Origin of the sequence: Aurantimonas sp. NFXS3 (assembly GCF_049132005.1) — a bacterium.
GTDB lineage: Bacteria > Pseudomonadota > Alphaproteobacteria > Rhizobiales > Rhizobiaceae > Aurantimonas > Aurantimonas coralicida.
The window spans coordinates 1-13,953 of sequence record NZ_JAGDDZ010000004.1; the positions used below are offsets into that span (position 1 = coordinate 1).

The window sequence follows — 13,953 nt, forward strand, 5'->3', positions numbered from 1 at the left end:
ATTTGCCCCGAACCAGTTCTCAGCGGACCGTCCGGCCCGCCCCGGCGCCACCGCCGTCGTCGATGAACGCGATATAGGCCACCCCATCCGGACCTGTCAACGACCTCAGTCGCAAAAACTTCGCAAAGTTGGATCGGATCGGCCGCGGGCTCCGAGACGACTGAGGTAAACTGCTGTTCGGACTGGAGATTTGTGAAGACGGAAATCTTGCATAGCCGATGCCGACGGCGGGCGATCCTGCAAATCGGGCGCTGGCCGTCGGATCGAGTCCCTGGCCAAAAGGGGTGAACAACGTTCCCCGCAGTATATGGGCGCCCCGTGAGCTTCGATGAAAGTTCGACGACCGGGTTTGGCGTGCTGATGGGTGCGTCATTGCAGAGGTTCGAATGGAATCCGGACTGCGTCGCTCTGGAATGCGCCTCCCAGAATGCCGGACGAGCGGATTGGGGAGGCCCTGACACTCCCCCATTCAACGCTCATCCTTCACGGCCTTTCGCCTCCTAATATCCTCGCCTGCGTTGCGCCGGAGCGAAGCTCGACCGCGAGATCATCGCCGTCGTCGTCTCCTCGATCGATCACTGCCATTACTGCCTGACCGCCCATGGTGCTGCCGTGCGCCAGCTCTCCGGCGACCCGGCTCCGGCGAGGCGATCGCCCAGAACTGGCGCGCCGCCGGGCTCGATGACCCGCGCGCCGCGATGCTGGATTTCGTGGTGCAGCTGACCGAGCGCCCGGACACCATCGTCGAGGCGGACCGGCAGGCGCTGCGCGACACGGGCTATACGAACCGGGGCGTCTTCGACATTGCGTCGGTCGCCGCCTTCTTCGCCATGAGCGACCGCGTCGCCTCGGCCACCGACATGCGCCCCAACGACGACTGTCACGCCATGGCGCGGTAGCTCCGGGGGCGTTGCGCGAGCCGCGATGGCGCGGGGTGGCAAGGCTCACGCGGTGGCGGGCTGGGCTGCGGAAACGATGGCTCGTGCCGCGACCGACTGTGCAGCGGCGGCGGTTTGGCATGGGTCCTCGGGCCGAGCCCGAGGATGACACCTGTGTTGGGTGATGCGGTTCCCCATCTATCGGCGCGCCGAGCGTGATCGGTCGAAACGCAGGCGTGGCTTCGTGCTCCGGGGAAACGCTCCTACCCCACCGCGCGTCATCCTCGGGCTTGACCCGAGGCCCCATGCCTCGACCGCGCCGATATCTTTCCCGTTGCAGAAGGCAGGGTAGCGAACCGCCCGTGCGCGAAACCCCGACATCATTCGGCCTTCGCCGCCGATTACCCCCAGCATCACGCGCCCGCTAGGTGCCGCCGTGCCTCGCGAACCGGCGTTCTGCCATCCCGCCGACGTGCATCCAATCGACGACAGCCCGGCCGCGCCACACCGCGACCTTCGTGCGCCTTCTCCGGTATCGCGCGGTCTCCGGTATATGGACTCGCGCGCGTACGCGTGAGGATGGAAGATCGATCGAAGGACAGCCGGTGACTTGAGACAGGCCGGCGGGCCCTGTATGCCCTATGGATCGTGTCACCCATGGCAGCTCGCCGGGGCGATATGGTCGATATTTCGCCACCTTGTGCGCCGAAGGCGGAAGCGGGGATATCCAGAGGCGACGACGAGAGGGATGGTGCGCTTGCCGCAACACACGCCGGCATTCGGGGACGAGCCGCCGCTGATCAGCGACCGAAGGCGCAAGCCTGACCGTCGTCAGGTCTCGGCGCGCTGGCTGGCCGGCACGCTTCTCACCGGCCTGACCTCGACGGCGCTGATGGGCATCGCCCTGTCGGCCGCCCTCGACGGCCATCGCGGCGCCGCCCGGCCCGCCGGTCTCGCGGCTGCCTTCGCTCCCAGCGAGGATCTGAACGAGAAGGGCGAGCGCGTTGTCGCCACGGCCCTTCCCGTCGCCCGCAGCCGGCAGGTCGTCGAATTGTCGACCATGACCCGCGAGGGCGACCGCGAGGTCATCCGCACCCTGCCCTTCGGCTATGTCAACATGCTGCTCGGCGCCCGCCACCAGACCAGCATCGACTACCCGGCCTTCGACCCGCTCAACATCTTCGCCGACCCCGACGCCGACGAACCGGAATCCGGCGACGAAGGCCAGGCCGCGCAGCTCTACGGCGCGCGCGTGGAGGCCGAGGTCCGGCTGAAGGTCGAGCCTTTCGACTTCGACTCCGACAGCTACGAGCGCGTCGACGACATCGGTACCAGCGAGGCCGAGCGCCTGGTGCGGCAGGTCTCGCCGTCGCTCGCCTATGCGCCGGTGCAGGTCGCCTCGCTCAACACTGTCGATCCGCTGCGCTTCAACCTGACCAGCGACGCCGCCGAATACGAGCCGGGCTCGGCCTTCCGCGTGATCGAGGAGAACGTCTCCCTCGCGCCGTCCGACACCGGCAGCGACCGGCCGGAATTCCACGAAGAGGTCATCCCGCTGCGCGAGGCCGCGAAGATCGCCGCCGTGCTCGATGCCAATGGCTATGACGAGAGCAAGAGCGGCAAGGCGGTCGAGGCCCTCGCGGCGCGGCTGGAAGCCGATGCGCTGAAGCCCGGCGACGCCCTGCGCGTCGGCGTCGAGACGATCGGCGAGGCCGCGACGGTGGTCCGGCTCTCCGCCTATCGCGGCACCCGCCATCTGGGCACCGTCGCCGAAACCGAGGACGGCCCGTTCGAGCCGGCGCAGGCGCCTGAAATGGGCGGCTCCGTCGCGGCCGCTTTCGACAGCAGCGAAAGCGAGGCGCCGCTGCGCGCCAAGATGCCGACCGTCTATGACGGGCTCTACCAGGCCGCCCTCGCCTATGGCCTCAACGACCGCCTTTGCCAGCAGCTCGTCCAGATGCTGGCCACCGAGGTCGATCTGCAGTCGCGCCTCAGCCCGACCGACCGCATCGCCGTCTTCTACTCCATGGAGGAAGGCAAGGAGGAGGCGACCGACGAATCCGAGATGCTGTTCGTCGACGTCCGCTTCGGCGAGACCTCCCGGCGCTTCTACCGCTTCCGGCCGAAAGACGCCGAAAGCGCCGACTATTTCGACGCCGACGGGCGCAGCGCCAAGCAGTTCCTGTTGCGCAAGCCCGTCCCCAGGGGCCGCTTCAGCTCGGCCTTCTCGACCGGTCGCAAGCATCCCGTGCTCGGCTATGTCCGCCCGCATTGGGGCGTCGACTGGGCCGCCCCGGGCGGCACGCCGATCCTGGCGTCCGGCGACGGCGTGGTGAAGAAGGCCGGCTGGGTCAGTGGCTACGGGCGGCAGACCATCGTGCGCCACGCCAATGGTTACGAGACCTCCTATTCGCACCAGAGCGGCATCGCCAAGGGCGTCAAGGTCGGCTCGCGGGTGCGCCAGGGACAGGTGATCGGCTATGTCGGCTCGACCGGCCTGTCGACCGGCAACCACCTGCATTACGAGCTCGCGGTGAACGGCCAGAAGGTCGACCCGATGCGCATCAAGCTGCCGTCGGGCCGGGTGCTGGAGGGCGAGGAACTCGCGACCTTCCAGCGCGAGCGCGACCGGATCGACGAATTGCTGCGCGAGCGGGTGGAAACGCCATTGCTGGCGGCCCGCTAGGCAGCGTTCGCGCGATCAGTGTCGTGCCGCGGACAGGCCGCCGACCGAGGCCGGACGACGGCGAGGTACCGGATTATTCGAAGGCGTTGAGGGAGCGGACGAACCGGCTTTCCTCGACCATCCGCCAGCGCAGGCTTTCGGACAGCGGGACGATCTCGTTCGGGCGGCCCATATCGCCGACATCGGCGCGGATATGGGCGTCGAGCAGGGACATCGACCGGTCCAGCCGTTCTGCCGATTTCATGGCCTGGCCAGCACGCTGCGAGCGTTTTGCGATCTTCAGTCCGAACATGTCGCCACCCCTTCGGCGGATCATCATCAATCCATGGGATGTGCGATAGTCGCGCTGGCAATTCCAGCGATAAGATCTAAACTGATCGGTGAGTTGCACTCATCGGTCCCGCGCATGTCCCGGCACAGCCAGCTTCCCCTGATCGAAACCGATCTCGCGCGCACCTTCGTCGCCATCTGCGACACGGGCAGTTTCTCGCGCGCCGCCGACCGCGTCGCCCGCACGCCCTCCGCGGTCAGCCTGCAGATGAAGAAGCTGGAAGAGATATTGCGCCGCGAATTGTTCGTGCGCGAGGGCCGCACCGTGCGACTGACCAGCGATGGCGAGGCGTTCCTGGGCTACGCCCGCCGCCTGATGGACCTCAACGAAGAGACCGTGTCGCGCTTCCTGACGCAGGGCATCGAGGGGCGCGTCGTCTTCGGCGCCCCCGACGACATCGGCTATATCGCCGTGCCGCAGATCCTCAAGCGTTTCGCCTCGACCCACCCGCAGGTCGAGGTCGACGTGAAGCTGCGCTCGAGCGACGATCTGCGCCGCCTCTGTGATGCCGGCGAGCTCGATCTGGCGGTGCTGGCCTGCGGCGAATACGGCCAGCGCAAGGTCACCATCGTGCACACGGAAAATCTCGTCTGGGCCGGGCTGAAGCATGGCGGCGCCATCGCCCGCGAGCCGCTGCCGCTGGCGCTTGCCAGCCGCGGCTGTGCCTGGCGGGCCATCGCACTCGATGCGCTCGATGCCGCCAATGTGCGCTATCGCATCGCCTATTCCAGCGGCCATTCCCAGGGCCAGATCGCCGCGGTGCTGGCCGACCTCGCCATCGCCCCCCTGCCGGAAAGCCATGTCACGGCGCCGCTGCAGAAGCTCGGCGCGGCGGAAGGCTTGCCGCCCCTGCGGCAATACGAGGTGGCGCTGATGAAGCGGCGCGGCTGCAGCGCCGTCGCCGACGCGCTGGCGGAGCATGTCGTGGCGAGTTTCGCCGACCTGCAGCCGACCCCGACGCTGGCCTTCGCCTGACCGCGTTCCGGCTGCCGAAGAGCTTTCAACTCCAACCCGCGGCACGGCCCGCGCGGCCTCACTTGCAATAGGTCGCCCCGTTGCGACGGGCGGCGATGTCGAGGTGGAAATGCGTCGCGTGGTCGGCGTCGGTGCCCGGTCCCAGCACCGTCTTGAACGGCCCGCAGGCGCCCACGCGAATCTGGCGCTGGAACGCCTGCTCGGGCGAGCCCTCCGCCTGCTTTTCGACGCCCAGCCGGCGCCCGCTGGCAAAGCCGAAATCGGCGACGTCCACGGCGCTGCCGCGGGCATGTTCGGAAATGCGGCTGCCGGACGAGCGGCTGCGGCAGACATAGGTGGAGGCGTGGCGAAACGCCGTGACCGCATCGCCGGGAAACTGCGTCTTTGCCGCGGGCACGACGCTGCTCGCCACCCAGATGTCCAGCGCCAGCGCCGAGCGGCAAAGAAGCTGCGTCGGCTGGGCGATCGTCACGCCGGAGGACAGCCGATCGAGATCGACCGGACGCAGGACACCGCAATCGCCTTCGCTGATGCTGTCGCCCACCGTGAAGGTGACGCCGCGCCGGGTGAGTTCGTCTTCGCAGATCCTGGCGTCGGCGATGGCGGCGGCCGCCGCGACGGCGGCTTCCGGGGTGATGGCCGGGTCCCGGTCGCGCAGTTCCGTCGGCGTCGCCCGGTCGCTCTGATCGGCGGGTGTGTCTGCCGCGGGCGATGCGGCTTTGCGACCGGCGGGACGCCGCTCCGGCAACGGAATCGCAGTCAACGGCCGTTCGGCCGCTTCGTCGCCGGACAGTGGCGCGTTGGCTGGATCGTCGGCCGCCTCGAGCGCCGCGCTGGCCTCCGCGCCGTCCGAACCTTGCGCGGTCGCCGGGGCAACGCCCGTCAGCAGTATTGCGATCAGAGCCGGCGCGGCCACCCAACGCCGTGGCAACGGCAGGAGACGGCTCTGGAAGTGCCCGGTCCTCGGCATAAAGCGTCGCCTTCGATTTATCGCCAGCGCGATGCCGCTGCACCCCTGCCGGCCTGACGGTCGCAGCTAGTGGCGCCGCCCACACTCGCCAGTATCCGTTAGGGAAGCGCGTCGATCCCGCGCGGCCCTCCACGGCTCGCCACGCATAGCGCCTCTTGCGCCGCAGAGCGGGTTCGCGACACTGTGCGCCGCAAAGGCCGGGCCCTATCGGGCCGAGGCGGCGAGAGGAACAGGATGAGCGTTCTCGTGACCGGCGGCGCCGGCTATATCGGCAGCCACATGACCCTCGGGCTCCTTGCCCGCGGCGAAGAGGTCGTGGTCGTGGACGATCTGAGCACCGGCTTCGACTGGGCCATCCCCGAAGGCGTGACATTCGCGAAGGGCGACATCGGCGATGCCGCCTTCCTCGAGGCGGTGTTTGCGAAGCACAGGCCGCAGACGGTGCTGCATCTCGCCGGCTCGCTTCTCGTCGAGGAATCGGTGGCCGATCCGCTGCGCTACTACGCCAACAACACGGTCGCCTCGCATATCCTCATCGCGACCGCCGTCCGCCACGGCGTCCCGCATTTCGTGTTCTCCTCCAGCGCCGCCGTCTACGGCATGCCGGGCAGCGAGCCAGTGCGCGAGACCGCCGAACTGCGGCCCGTTTCGCCCTATGGGCGGTCCAAGCTGATGACCGAGATGATGCTGGAGGACGTCGCCCGTGCCCATCCGATGCGCTACGCTGCCCTGCGCTATTTCAACGTCGCCGGCGCCGATCCCGAGGGCCGCGCCGGGGAATCCACCCATTCGTCGACGCATCTGGTGAAGGTCGCCTGCGAGACCGCTTTCGGCCTGCGCGATCACGTCAGCATCTTCGGCAGCGACTACCCGACGCCGGACGGTACGGCGGTGCGCGACTACATCCACGTCACCGACCTTGCGGCCGCCCATCTCGATGCCATCGCCTATCTGCGCCGGGGCGGCGAGAGCCTGGTCAGCAATGTCGGCTATGGCCGCGGCTTTTCGGTCCGCGAGGTGCTGGAGACCGTGCGCGGGGTGCATGGCCGAGATTTCGATATCCGCTCCGCCGGGCGCCGGGCCGGCGATCCGGCGATGATCGTCGCCGACGGCAGCACCGCCCGCGAGACGCTGGGCTGGATACCGAAATACGACGATCTGCCCACCATCGTCGCGCATGCCCTGCGCTGGGAGGACCGGCTGCGCTTTCGCAATCATCGATAGGGCGACATGAGCATACGGGCCCGTAACCGATGGCGGGCCGCTCCTCTGACCAGCAGCCGGATATTGCGGAAAAGCTGCCGTCGTGGCGCAACCTTCGCCCGGCCATCCTGTTGCGGACAGTTGGATGCGAAGGACGAAACCGGGCATGGGTCCGTGAATGGTTGAGATGAGTTGCACCAACCCCGAGATTCCGCAGGCCACGCCCATCGCGCCCGTGCCGGCCGGGCCGTCGCAGTGGCAGATTTTCCATTACAACGAAACCATCTGGCCGGCGGTGCTGGAGCTGTGCGACGGCGCCCGCACGAGCCTTGCGATCGAGCAGTACATCTTCGCAGCGGACATCATCGGCACCCGGCTGATGGATGTCCTGACCAAGGCCGCCCGGCGCGGCGTCCATGTCCGCCTGCTCGTCGATGCCTTCGGCAGCGCCGAGCTGGCCCGGAGCCCGGCGGGCGCCGCGTTCCGGCAGGCCGGCGGTGAACTCGTCCGCTACAATCCGCTGAGCCGGCTTCTGCGCAATCCGATCAGCGGCATGCACCGCCTGCACCGCAAGTCGGTCATCGCCGACGGGCGCCGGATGATGGCCGGCGGCGCCTGCTATTCCGACCGCATGGCGGACTGGCGCGACACGATGGTGCGCATCGAAGGGCCGATCGTGCCGGCGGCCCTCGCCGCCTTCGAGACCGCCTGGGCCTATGCCAACGGCATCTCGGCCCGCCGGAGCCGCAGCCAGTCGGCGGAAGCGACCTGCGGCGCCGGCCACTGGAACTATTTGACCAGCGATCCGGTGCGGCCGGCCCGCCAGCAGATCTACCAGGCATTGCTGAGCCGGCTGCGCGACGCCGAAACGTCCATCGATCTCGCGACGCCCTATCTGTTTCCGTACCGGAAGATCTGGTCGGCGCTCACCGGCGCAAGGCAGCGCGGCGTGCGCGTCCGCCTGCTGCTGCCGGCCGTCAGCGACCATCCGGCCATCGATCTCGTCTCGCAGCGTTTCGCCGCCGCGCTTGCCCGACGCGGGGTCGAGGTTCACGGCTATCTGCCGGGCATGATGCACGCCAAGCTGGCGATCATCGACGACTGGAGCATGGTCAGCAGCTTCAATCTCGACATGCTGAGCATCGGCCTGAATGTCGAGAACGGCCTCGCCACGACGTCGCCGGCCTTCCGCGCGGTCCTTGCCGATCAGTATGCGTGCGACATCGCCACGTCCCGCCGCTTCTGATCGCCGTCGGCGCCCATCAGCGACAGGTCGGCCCAGACCGGCAGATGGTCCGAGGCGAGCCGCGCCCGCTCTGAGCTGTGCACCGCGGCCGCATCCACATGGATGTCGAGGCTGGTGATGATCCGGTCGAAGGAGACGAAGGGCATCTGCGAGTGGAAGCTGAGGCCTGGCGCGATGACGTGATGGTCCTCGGCGAAATGGGCGAGACATCCACCCTCGGTGTTCCACTGGTTGAGATCGCCCATCATCACCGTCGGCAGCGGTTCTTCGAGGCTCGCCAACTGGTCGAGCACGGCGCGGGCCTGCCGCTTGCGCCACAGCCCGACAAGGCCGAGATGCATGCCGACGACGCGGATCTTCAGATCGCCGATCTGCAGGTCGGCCAGCGCCGCGCCGCGCGGCTCCAGCGCCGGCAGCACCAGACGCTTGCGGCGCAGCAATTCGACGTCCTTGCGCACCAGGATCGTGTTGCCGTGCCAGCCGAGACTGCCCGGCCGCACGCCGAAGCGGATCGGGCGGAAATGCGTCATCTCCGCGATCAGGCCGGGCGACAGGGACGACAGCCGGTCGCCGAGCCGGCGATCGACCTCCTGCAACGCGACGATATCGGCATCGAGTTCGGTGAGGACGTCGAGAATCTGCTTCGGCCGCCGGCGCCAGTCGGTGCCGACGCTCTTGCGGATATTGTAGGACGCGACACGAAACATGAGACCTCGTTCCCAAGCCGGAGCCGGGATCATTGCCCCTGTCCGCGCTCTCCGCAATGACCGCCCCTCAAGGAACGCGCCGGGATGCGGGATCATCCGGCCGCGGCAACGCCGCTGTCACGACCGGGAAAATGAACCAGCGGCGCGTTCGATCCATCGGCGGCGCAGCTTCCTGCCCGGCGCGATGCGCCATGCGTCTCACACGGCGAGAGGCAGGATCACCAGTTCGAAGGTCACGCAGACCGGATTGTCGCCATGGACGAGCCGACCCTCGAAGATCGTGCCGTCCATCGCCACCACGCTGACGTCGAGCCGCGGCTCGGACGTGCCCACTTCGATCCGGCCGTCGCGGATCAGCAATTCCGACGCATAGGAATCCATCGCTGGCCCGTTCGTGAAGCGCCCGCCGTTGAGGCTGCCGATGCCGAAGAGACGCGCGTCGGTGATCCCGCGTTCCGCGCAGATTGCCGCGATGGCGGTGCCCACGTCCTGATTGGGCCGCAGCGTGACGGCCAGCGCGCGGGTACCGTCGCCGGTAGCGGATCCGGACACGCCGTCGCGCGGCATCGTTTCGGCAGCGAAGAGGGTGAAATTGGTCTCGGCGTCGTGCCGCGCGACAAAGCTGGCACCGACGAGTCCTGTGCCGCGGACATGCAGCGGCTCGGCCGTGCGGGTGTCGAGCGGCAGCATGTGCCCCATCGCCCGGTCGCCGGCCGGATCGGTCCAGATGCCGTGGCAGTGGAGGAAGGGTTCGCCGTCGCGCCAGCCGACGATGGCGCCGGCCGCCTCGACGGTGACGATGCCCTCCGGCGCGAAGGTCTCGCTGTACCAGGCTGCGTGGCTCGGGCCGGGCGAGCCTGCGGGCATCACGTAGCGAAACGGCGCGAAGCGACCGTCGGACAAATCGACCCAGGCGCCGTCGCAGCCTGCCGCAGCAAGCCCCTCGGCGATCCCGGCATTGACGATCTCACCGGCCGGCACGGTGAAGTCGAGCGGCACCGCGCGCGCCGACGCGACGCAGGATCGCTCTTCCGCGTCCGGGCCCGGATGAACGATCCGCCGGGGCGCCGTCACGACAATTCCGTTCGCGAGGACATCGCCGGAAGGATGGCCGGCCCGATGCTCACACCGCGCGCTCGCCGTCCAGAAGCCCGCGCTCTTCCAGCGCCTGGCGCACCAGCTTCTTGGTGATCTTGCCATAGGCCGATTTCGGCATTTCGTCGACGAAGACGAAGCGCTTGGGCAGCTTGTAGCGCGACATCTTGCCGTCGAGGAATGTCCCAAGCTCGGCCTCGCCGACGCTTTCGCCGGCAACAGTCACGCAGACCGCGATGCCGACCTCGCCCCAGACCGGGTCGGGCACGCCGAGAACCGCGACCTCGCTGATCTTCGGATGGGTGAGGATCTTCTCCTCGATCTCGCGCGGATAGACGTTGGAGCCGCCGGAAATATACATGTCCGAGGCGCGGCCGGTGATCGACAGATAGCCCTCGGCATCGAGATGGCCGAGATCGCCGGTGCGGAACCAGCCATTGCGAAACGCCTTCGCATTGGCGTCCGGATTGTCGTAATAGCCCGCAAAGACAGCAGGGCCGGTGACGCAGATCTCGCCGGTCTCGTTCGGTCCGAGTTCGGTGCCCGCCTCGTCCTGGATCGAGATCGCCATGCCGGTGCGCTCGTAGCCGCAGCTGCCGATGCGCGCTGCCGCGTCGTCGGCCGAATGCTCATGGGCCGGCAGGACGGTGATGTTGCCGGTCACCTCGCCCAGCCCGAAATACTGCACGATCACCGGGCCGAGCGTCTCCAGCGCCCGCTTCTGGTCGGCGCGGTACATGGGCGCACCGGCATAGATCACGTGGCGCAGCGAGGAATGGTCGTATTCGGCGGCCGCCGGATGCTCGACCAGCATCTTCAGAATGGTCGGCACGGTGAACATGTTCGTCACACGCCATTCCTGGACGAGGCGCCAGGCGGCGGCGATGTCGAAGCGCTCGGTGGGCATCAGGATCGTCTTCGCCCCCGCCGCGACCTGCGTCAGCTGATGGACACCCGCGCCGTGCGACAGCGGCGCGACCACCAGCGAGGCATCGCGCGGCCCGGTCCCGGGCATCAGATCGCAGAGATGGTTGGTCGCCACGAAGGACATCTGGCCGTGGGTCAGCACCGCCGCCTTCGGCCGGCCCGTCGTGCCCGAGGTGAAGAAGAACCAGCAGGGATCGTCGCGATCGACCGAAGCATTCGCCACCACGACCCCGCGATGGGCGGCGACGAGCGTGTCGTAATCCTCGCCGAATGCGGCCGCACCGATCGCCACCACGAAGCCGAGATCGGGACAGGCCGCCCGGCAGGCTTCGGCATGATCGGGAAAGGCGGCGTTGCAGATCATCCCCGTCGCGCCGCTGGCCCTGGCGAGATAGGCGACCTCGTCCGGCGTCTGGCGGAAATTCGTCGGCACCCAGACCGCGCCGAGGCGAAAGCAGGCGAACATGGATTCGAACATCTGGTTGCAGTTCTGCGACTGCACCAGGATCCGGTCGCCCTTCGATACGCCGTAGCGATCGCGCAGCGCCGCCGCCATGGCCGAGGCCCGCGCGTCGATCTCCGCCCAGTTCCATTCCGTCTCGCCCCAGACGAGGCCGACCTCGCCGCCGAGGCGGCGGGCGGCCCGCGTCAGGAAATGCGCGAGATTGGCGACCCGCGTCGATTGCGGCGCGACGCCGCCCTTCGGGTCGCCCGTCAGGACGCCTGTCGTCACTTGGCACGCTCCAGGATGGAGACGTAATTGGCGACCGCGGCACCGCCCATGTTGAAGACGCCGGCCATCGTCGCTTCCGGCACCTGCATGTCGCCGGCCTCGCCCATCAGCTGCATCGCCGCCATCACATGCATCGAGACGCCGGTGGCGCCGATCGGATGGCCCTTCGATTTCAGACCGCCCGACGGGTTCACCGGCAGCCGGCCGTCCTTGGCCGACACGCCGTCGCGGATCACCCGGTAGCCCTGGCCCGGCTGGGCGAGGCCCATGGCCTCGTATTCGATCATCTCGGCGATGGTGAAGCAGTCATGGGTCTCGACGAAGTCGAGATCGTCCAGCGACACGCCGCCATCCTCCAGTGCCCGGGACCAGGCCCGGCGCGCCCCGGCGAACTCGGTCACGTCGCGGCGGCTGAGCGCCAGGACGTCGTTCATGTGGCGGCGCGAGCGGAAGGCGATCGCCCGCTCGAGGCCGGCCGCCGTCTCCTCGTCGGCCAGAACGATCGCCGCCGCGCCGTCGGAGATCAGCGAACAGTCGGTGCGCCGCAGCGGTGCGGCGACATAGGGGTTCTTGTCGGAGATGATGTTGCAGAAGTCGAAGCCGAAATCCTTGCGCATGTGGGCGTAGGGATTGGCCATGCCGTTCTTGTGGTTCTTGGCGGCGATCATCGCCAGTTCCTCGGAGCGGTCGCCGTATTTCTGGAAATATTGCTGGGCGATCCGCCCGAAAAGGCCGGCAAAGCCCCCTTCCACCTCGGCCTCCTCCTCGCGGTAGCTCGCGCCCAGCAGGATGTCGCCGGTCTGGACCGTCGGGATCGCCGTCATCTTCTCGGCGCCGACCACCAGCGCGATCCGCCCGCGGCCGGATTCGATGAAGTCGATGGCGCTGTAGAGCGCCGCCGAGCCGGTGGCGCAGGCGTTTTCCATCCGCACCGCCGGCACCATGCCGAGCCCCTCATGGGCCATGCCGACGAGGGCGCCCTGGAAGTCCTGCTTGGAGAAGCCGTTGTTCATGACACCGACGAAGACGCCGTCGACGCTTTCGGCGCCGATCCCGGCATGCTCCAGCGCCGGGGCGACGACCTCGCCCATCAGCGCCTGGGTCGTCGGCGCCTCGGACTTGCCGAAATGGCTGTGCGACCAGCCGACCATCTGTGCCTTGCTCATTGCCTGATCCTTTCGAGTTCGAACCGTGAAGCGGCCTGTCCGCTTGCGGGGCCGGTTGGTGCGGCGCGCTTGTCCGCCGGCGGCCTCGTCTGCGGTCTCATGTTGTCCTGTCGCGGGCCGTCGGGCGCGAACATCTGGCGCAACCGGGCTTCGACGGCCTTGACCTCGTGCTCGATGAGGGAGGCCAGCTCGCCTTGCCGGGTCTCGCCCATGCGGCTGTCGATCGCCGAGAGGCTGAGCGCGCCGGCGACCCGACCGTCGGGATAATGCACCACCTTCGCGATGGCCCAGGAGTTCGGCAGCACCAGCCCCGGATTGACCGCGAAACCGCGCGCTCGGGTCAGCGCCACATGCTCGCGGATGATCTCCGGCGAATAGAGCGGATAGCCCGCCGCCATGATCTCGCGATTGGCCGCCAGCACCCGCTCGATCTCGGCGTCCGGCAGCGTTGCCAGGATCGCCAGCGATCCGCCGCCGACGCCGAGCGGATGGCGGTCGCCGACCTCCAGCGCATGCGTGCGGATCGGATAGGCGCCCTCCTCGCGGTGCAGGCAGACCGCGAAGGCGTCGCGCCGCACCGACAGGAAACTCGTGTCGCCGCTGCGTGCCGACAGGGCGATGAGGCTTTCCATCGCGACATCGAGAAGGCCGTAGCGGCGCGAGGCCAGAACGCCGAGAACGAACGCCTCCTCGCCGAGATGGTAGCGCCGGCTGACCGGTTCCTGCTCGACGAGACGCGAGCGCATCAGCGCAAGGAGGAGCCGCCGCGCCGTGGCGCGGTTGAGACCGCTTTCCTCGACCACGGTGGAGAGCGACACGCCGCCGGCGTGCCGGCTGATCAGCGACAGGAGCGCCAGCGCCCGGTCGACGCTCTGGGCTCCGCCGATCTCGCGTGCGACGGGTTGATCTCCACCCAATCGCGCCTCCCCGATGTCCACATTATGGATGCTGTTTCTCACGGCACATTGTCGAGCAAAGGATATCCGGTTGCAAGCGGTCCGGCATGCTGGCAATGTTTGCCCCGCTTACAAGGTCG

General features: G+C 68.2%; 11 protein-coding genes and 1 pseudogene. 5 read left to right on the forward strand and 7 right to left on the reverse strand.

All coding sequences use genetic code 11. The features are described from left to right. Positions 1-528 precede the first annotated feature (528 nt). Positions 529-899 (forward strand): annotated as a pseudogene (locus J3367_RS12350) (peroxidase-related enzyme); the annotation flags it as partial. A gap of 727 nt (positions 900-1,626) precedes the next feature. Further along, a complete protein-coding gene (locus J3367_RS12355; protein ID WP_024351691.1) occupies positions 1,627-3,564 on the forward strand; it encodes a M23 family metallopeptidase in 1,938 nt (645 codons plus the stop codon). A 73-nt stretch (positions 3,565-3,637) separates the two neighbouring features. Here the strand turns inward: J3367_RS12355 and J3367_RS12360 are convergent, their stop codons facing one another. Then, positions 3,638-3,856 carry a hypothetical protein gene (locus J3367_RS12360; RefSeq protein WP_024351690.1) on the reverse strand — a complete coding sequence of 73 codons (219 nt, stop codon included), beginning with the start codon at positions 3,854-3,856 and terminating at the stop codon, positions 3,638-3,640. Positions 3,857-3,970: 114 nt separating this feature from the next. Here J3367_RS12360 and J3367_RS12365 point away from each other — a divergent pair, with 114 nt between their 5' ends. Next, on the forward strand, positions 3,971-4,870 hold the full coding sequence (locus J3367_RS12365; RefSeq protein WP_029703537.1) for a LysR substrate-binding domain-containing protein: 900 nt from the start codon (positions 3,971-3,973) through the stop codon (positions 4,868-4,870). Positions 4,871-4,928: 58 nt separating this feature from the next. Here the strand turns inward: J3367_RS12365 and J3367_RS12370 are convergent, their stop codons facing one another. Continuing rightward, positions 4,929-5,840, reverse strand: a complete 912-nt coding sequence (locus J3367_RS12370) for an extensin family protein (protein ID WP_081651969.1) — start codon at positions 5,838-5,840, stop codon at positions 4,929-4,931. Positions 5,841-6,074: 234 nt separating this feature from the next. On the opposite strand from J3367_RS12370, the gene galE reads away from it, so the two are divergent. Together galE and J3367_RS12380 are read left to right on the forward strand one after the other, a co-directional pair. Further along, positions 6,075-7,064: a UDP-glucose 4-epimerase GalE gene (galE, locus tag J3367_RS12375; RefSeq protein WP_024351687.1), complete on the forward strand. Its 990-nt coding sequence runs from the start codon at positions 6,075-6,077 to the stop codon at positions 7,062-7,064. A 157-nt stretch (positions 7,065-7,221) separates the two neighbouring features. Then, positions 7,222-8,289, forward strand: a complete 1,068-nt coding sequence (locus J3367_RS12380; RefSeq protein ID WP_024351686.1) for a phospholipase D-like domain-containing protein — start codon at positions 7,222-7,224, stop codon at positions 8,287-8,289. On the opposite strand, the gene J3367_RS12385 is transcribed toward J3367_RS12380, so the two are convergent. From J3367_RS12385 to J3367_RS12405, 5 genes are all read right to left on the reverse strand, one after another. Then, positions 8,250-8,996, reverse strand: a complete 747-nt coding sequence (locus tag J3367_RS12385) for an endonuclease/exonuclease/phosphatase family protein (RefSeq protein WP_024351685.1) — start codon at positions 8,994-8,996, stop codon at positions 8,250-8,252. The genes J3367_RS12380 and J3367_RS12385 overlap by 40 nt on opposite strands. A gap of 198 nt (positions 8,997-9,194) precedes the next feature. After that, positions 9,195-10,070, reverse strand: coding sequence for a PCC domain-containing protein (locus J3367_RS12390; protein ID WP_024351684.1), 876 nt, complete (start codon positions 10,068-10,070; stop codon positions 9,195-9,197). Between the two features lie 49 nt (positions 10,071-10,119). After that, positions 10,120-11,751, reverse strand: coding sequence for an acyl-CoA synthetase (locus J3367_RS12395; RefSeq protein ID WP_024351683.1), 1,632 nt, complete (start codon positions 11,749-11,751; stop codon positions 10,120-10,122). Continuing rightward, the gene (locus J3367_RS12400) at positions 11,748-12,917 is read right to left on the reverse strand and encodes an acetyl-CoA acetyltransferase (RefSeq protein WP_024351682.1); all 1,170 of its coding nucleotides are present in this window, start codon (positions 12,915-12,917) and stop codon (positions 11,748-11,750) included. The genes J3367_RS12395 and J3367_RS12400 overlap by 4 nt, the downstream gene beginning before the upstream one ends. After that, entirely contained in the window at positions 12,914-13,834 is a 921-nt protein-coding gene (locus tag J3367_RS12405) for an IclR family transcriptional regulator (RefSeq protein ID WP_024351681.1), read from the reverse strand. Before J3367_RS12405 ends, J3367_RS12400 begins: the two co-directional genes overlap by 4 nt. Positions 13,835-13,953: the final 119 nt, after the last annotated feature.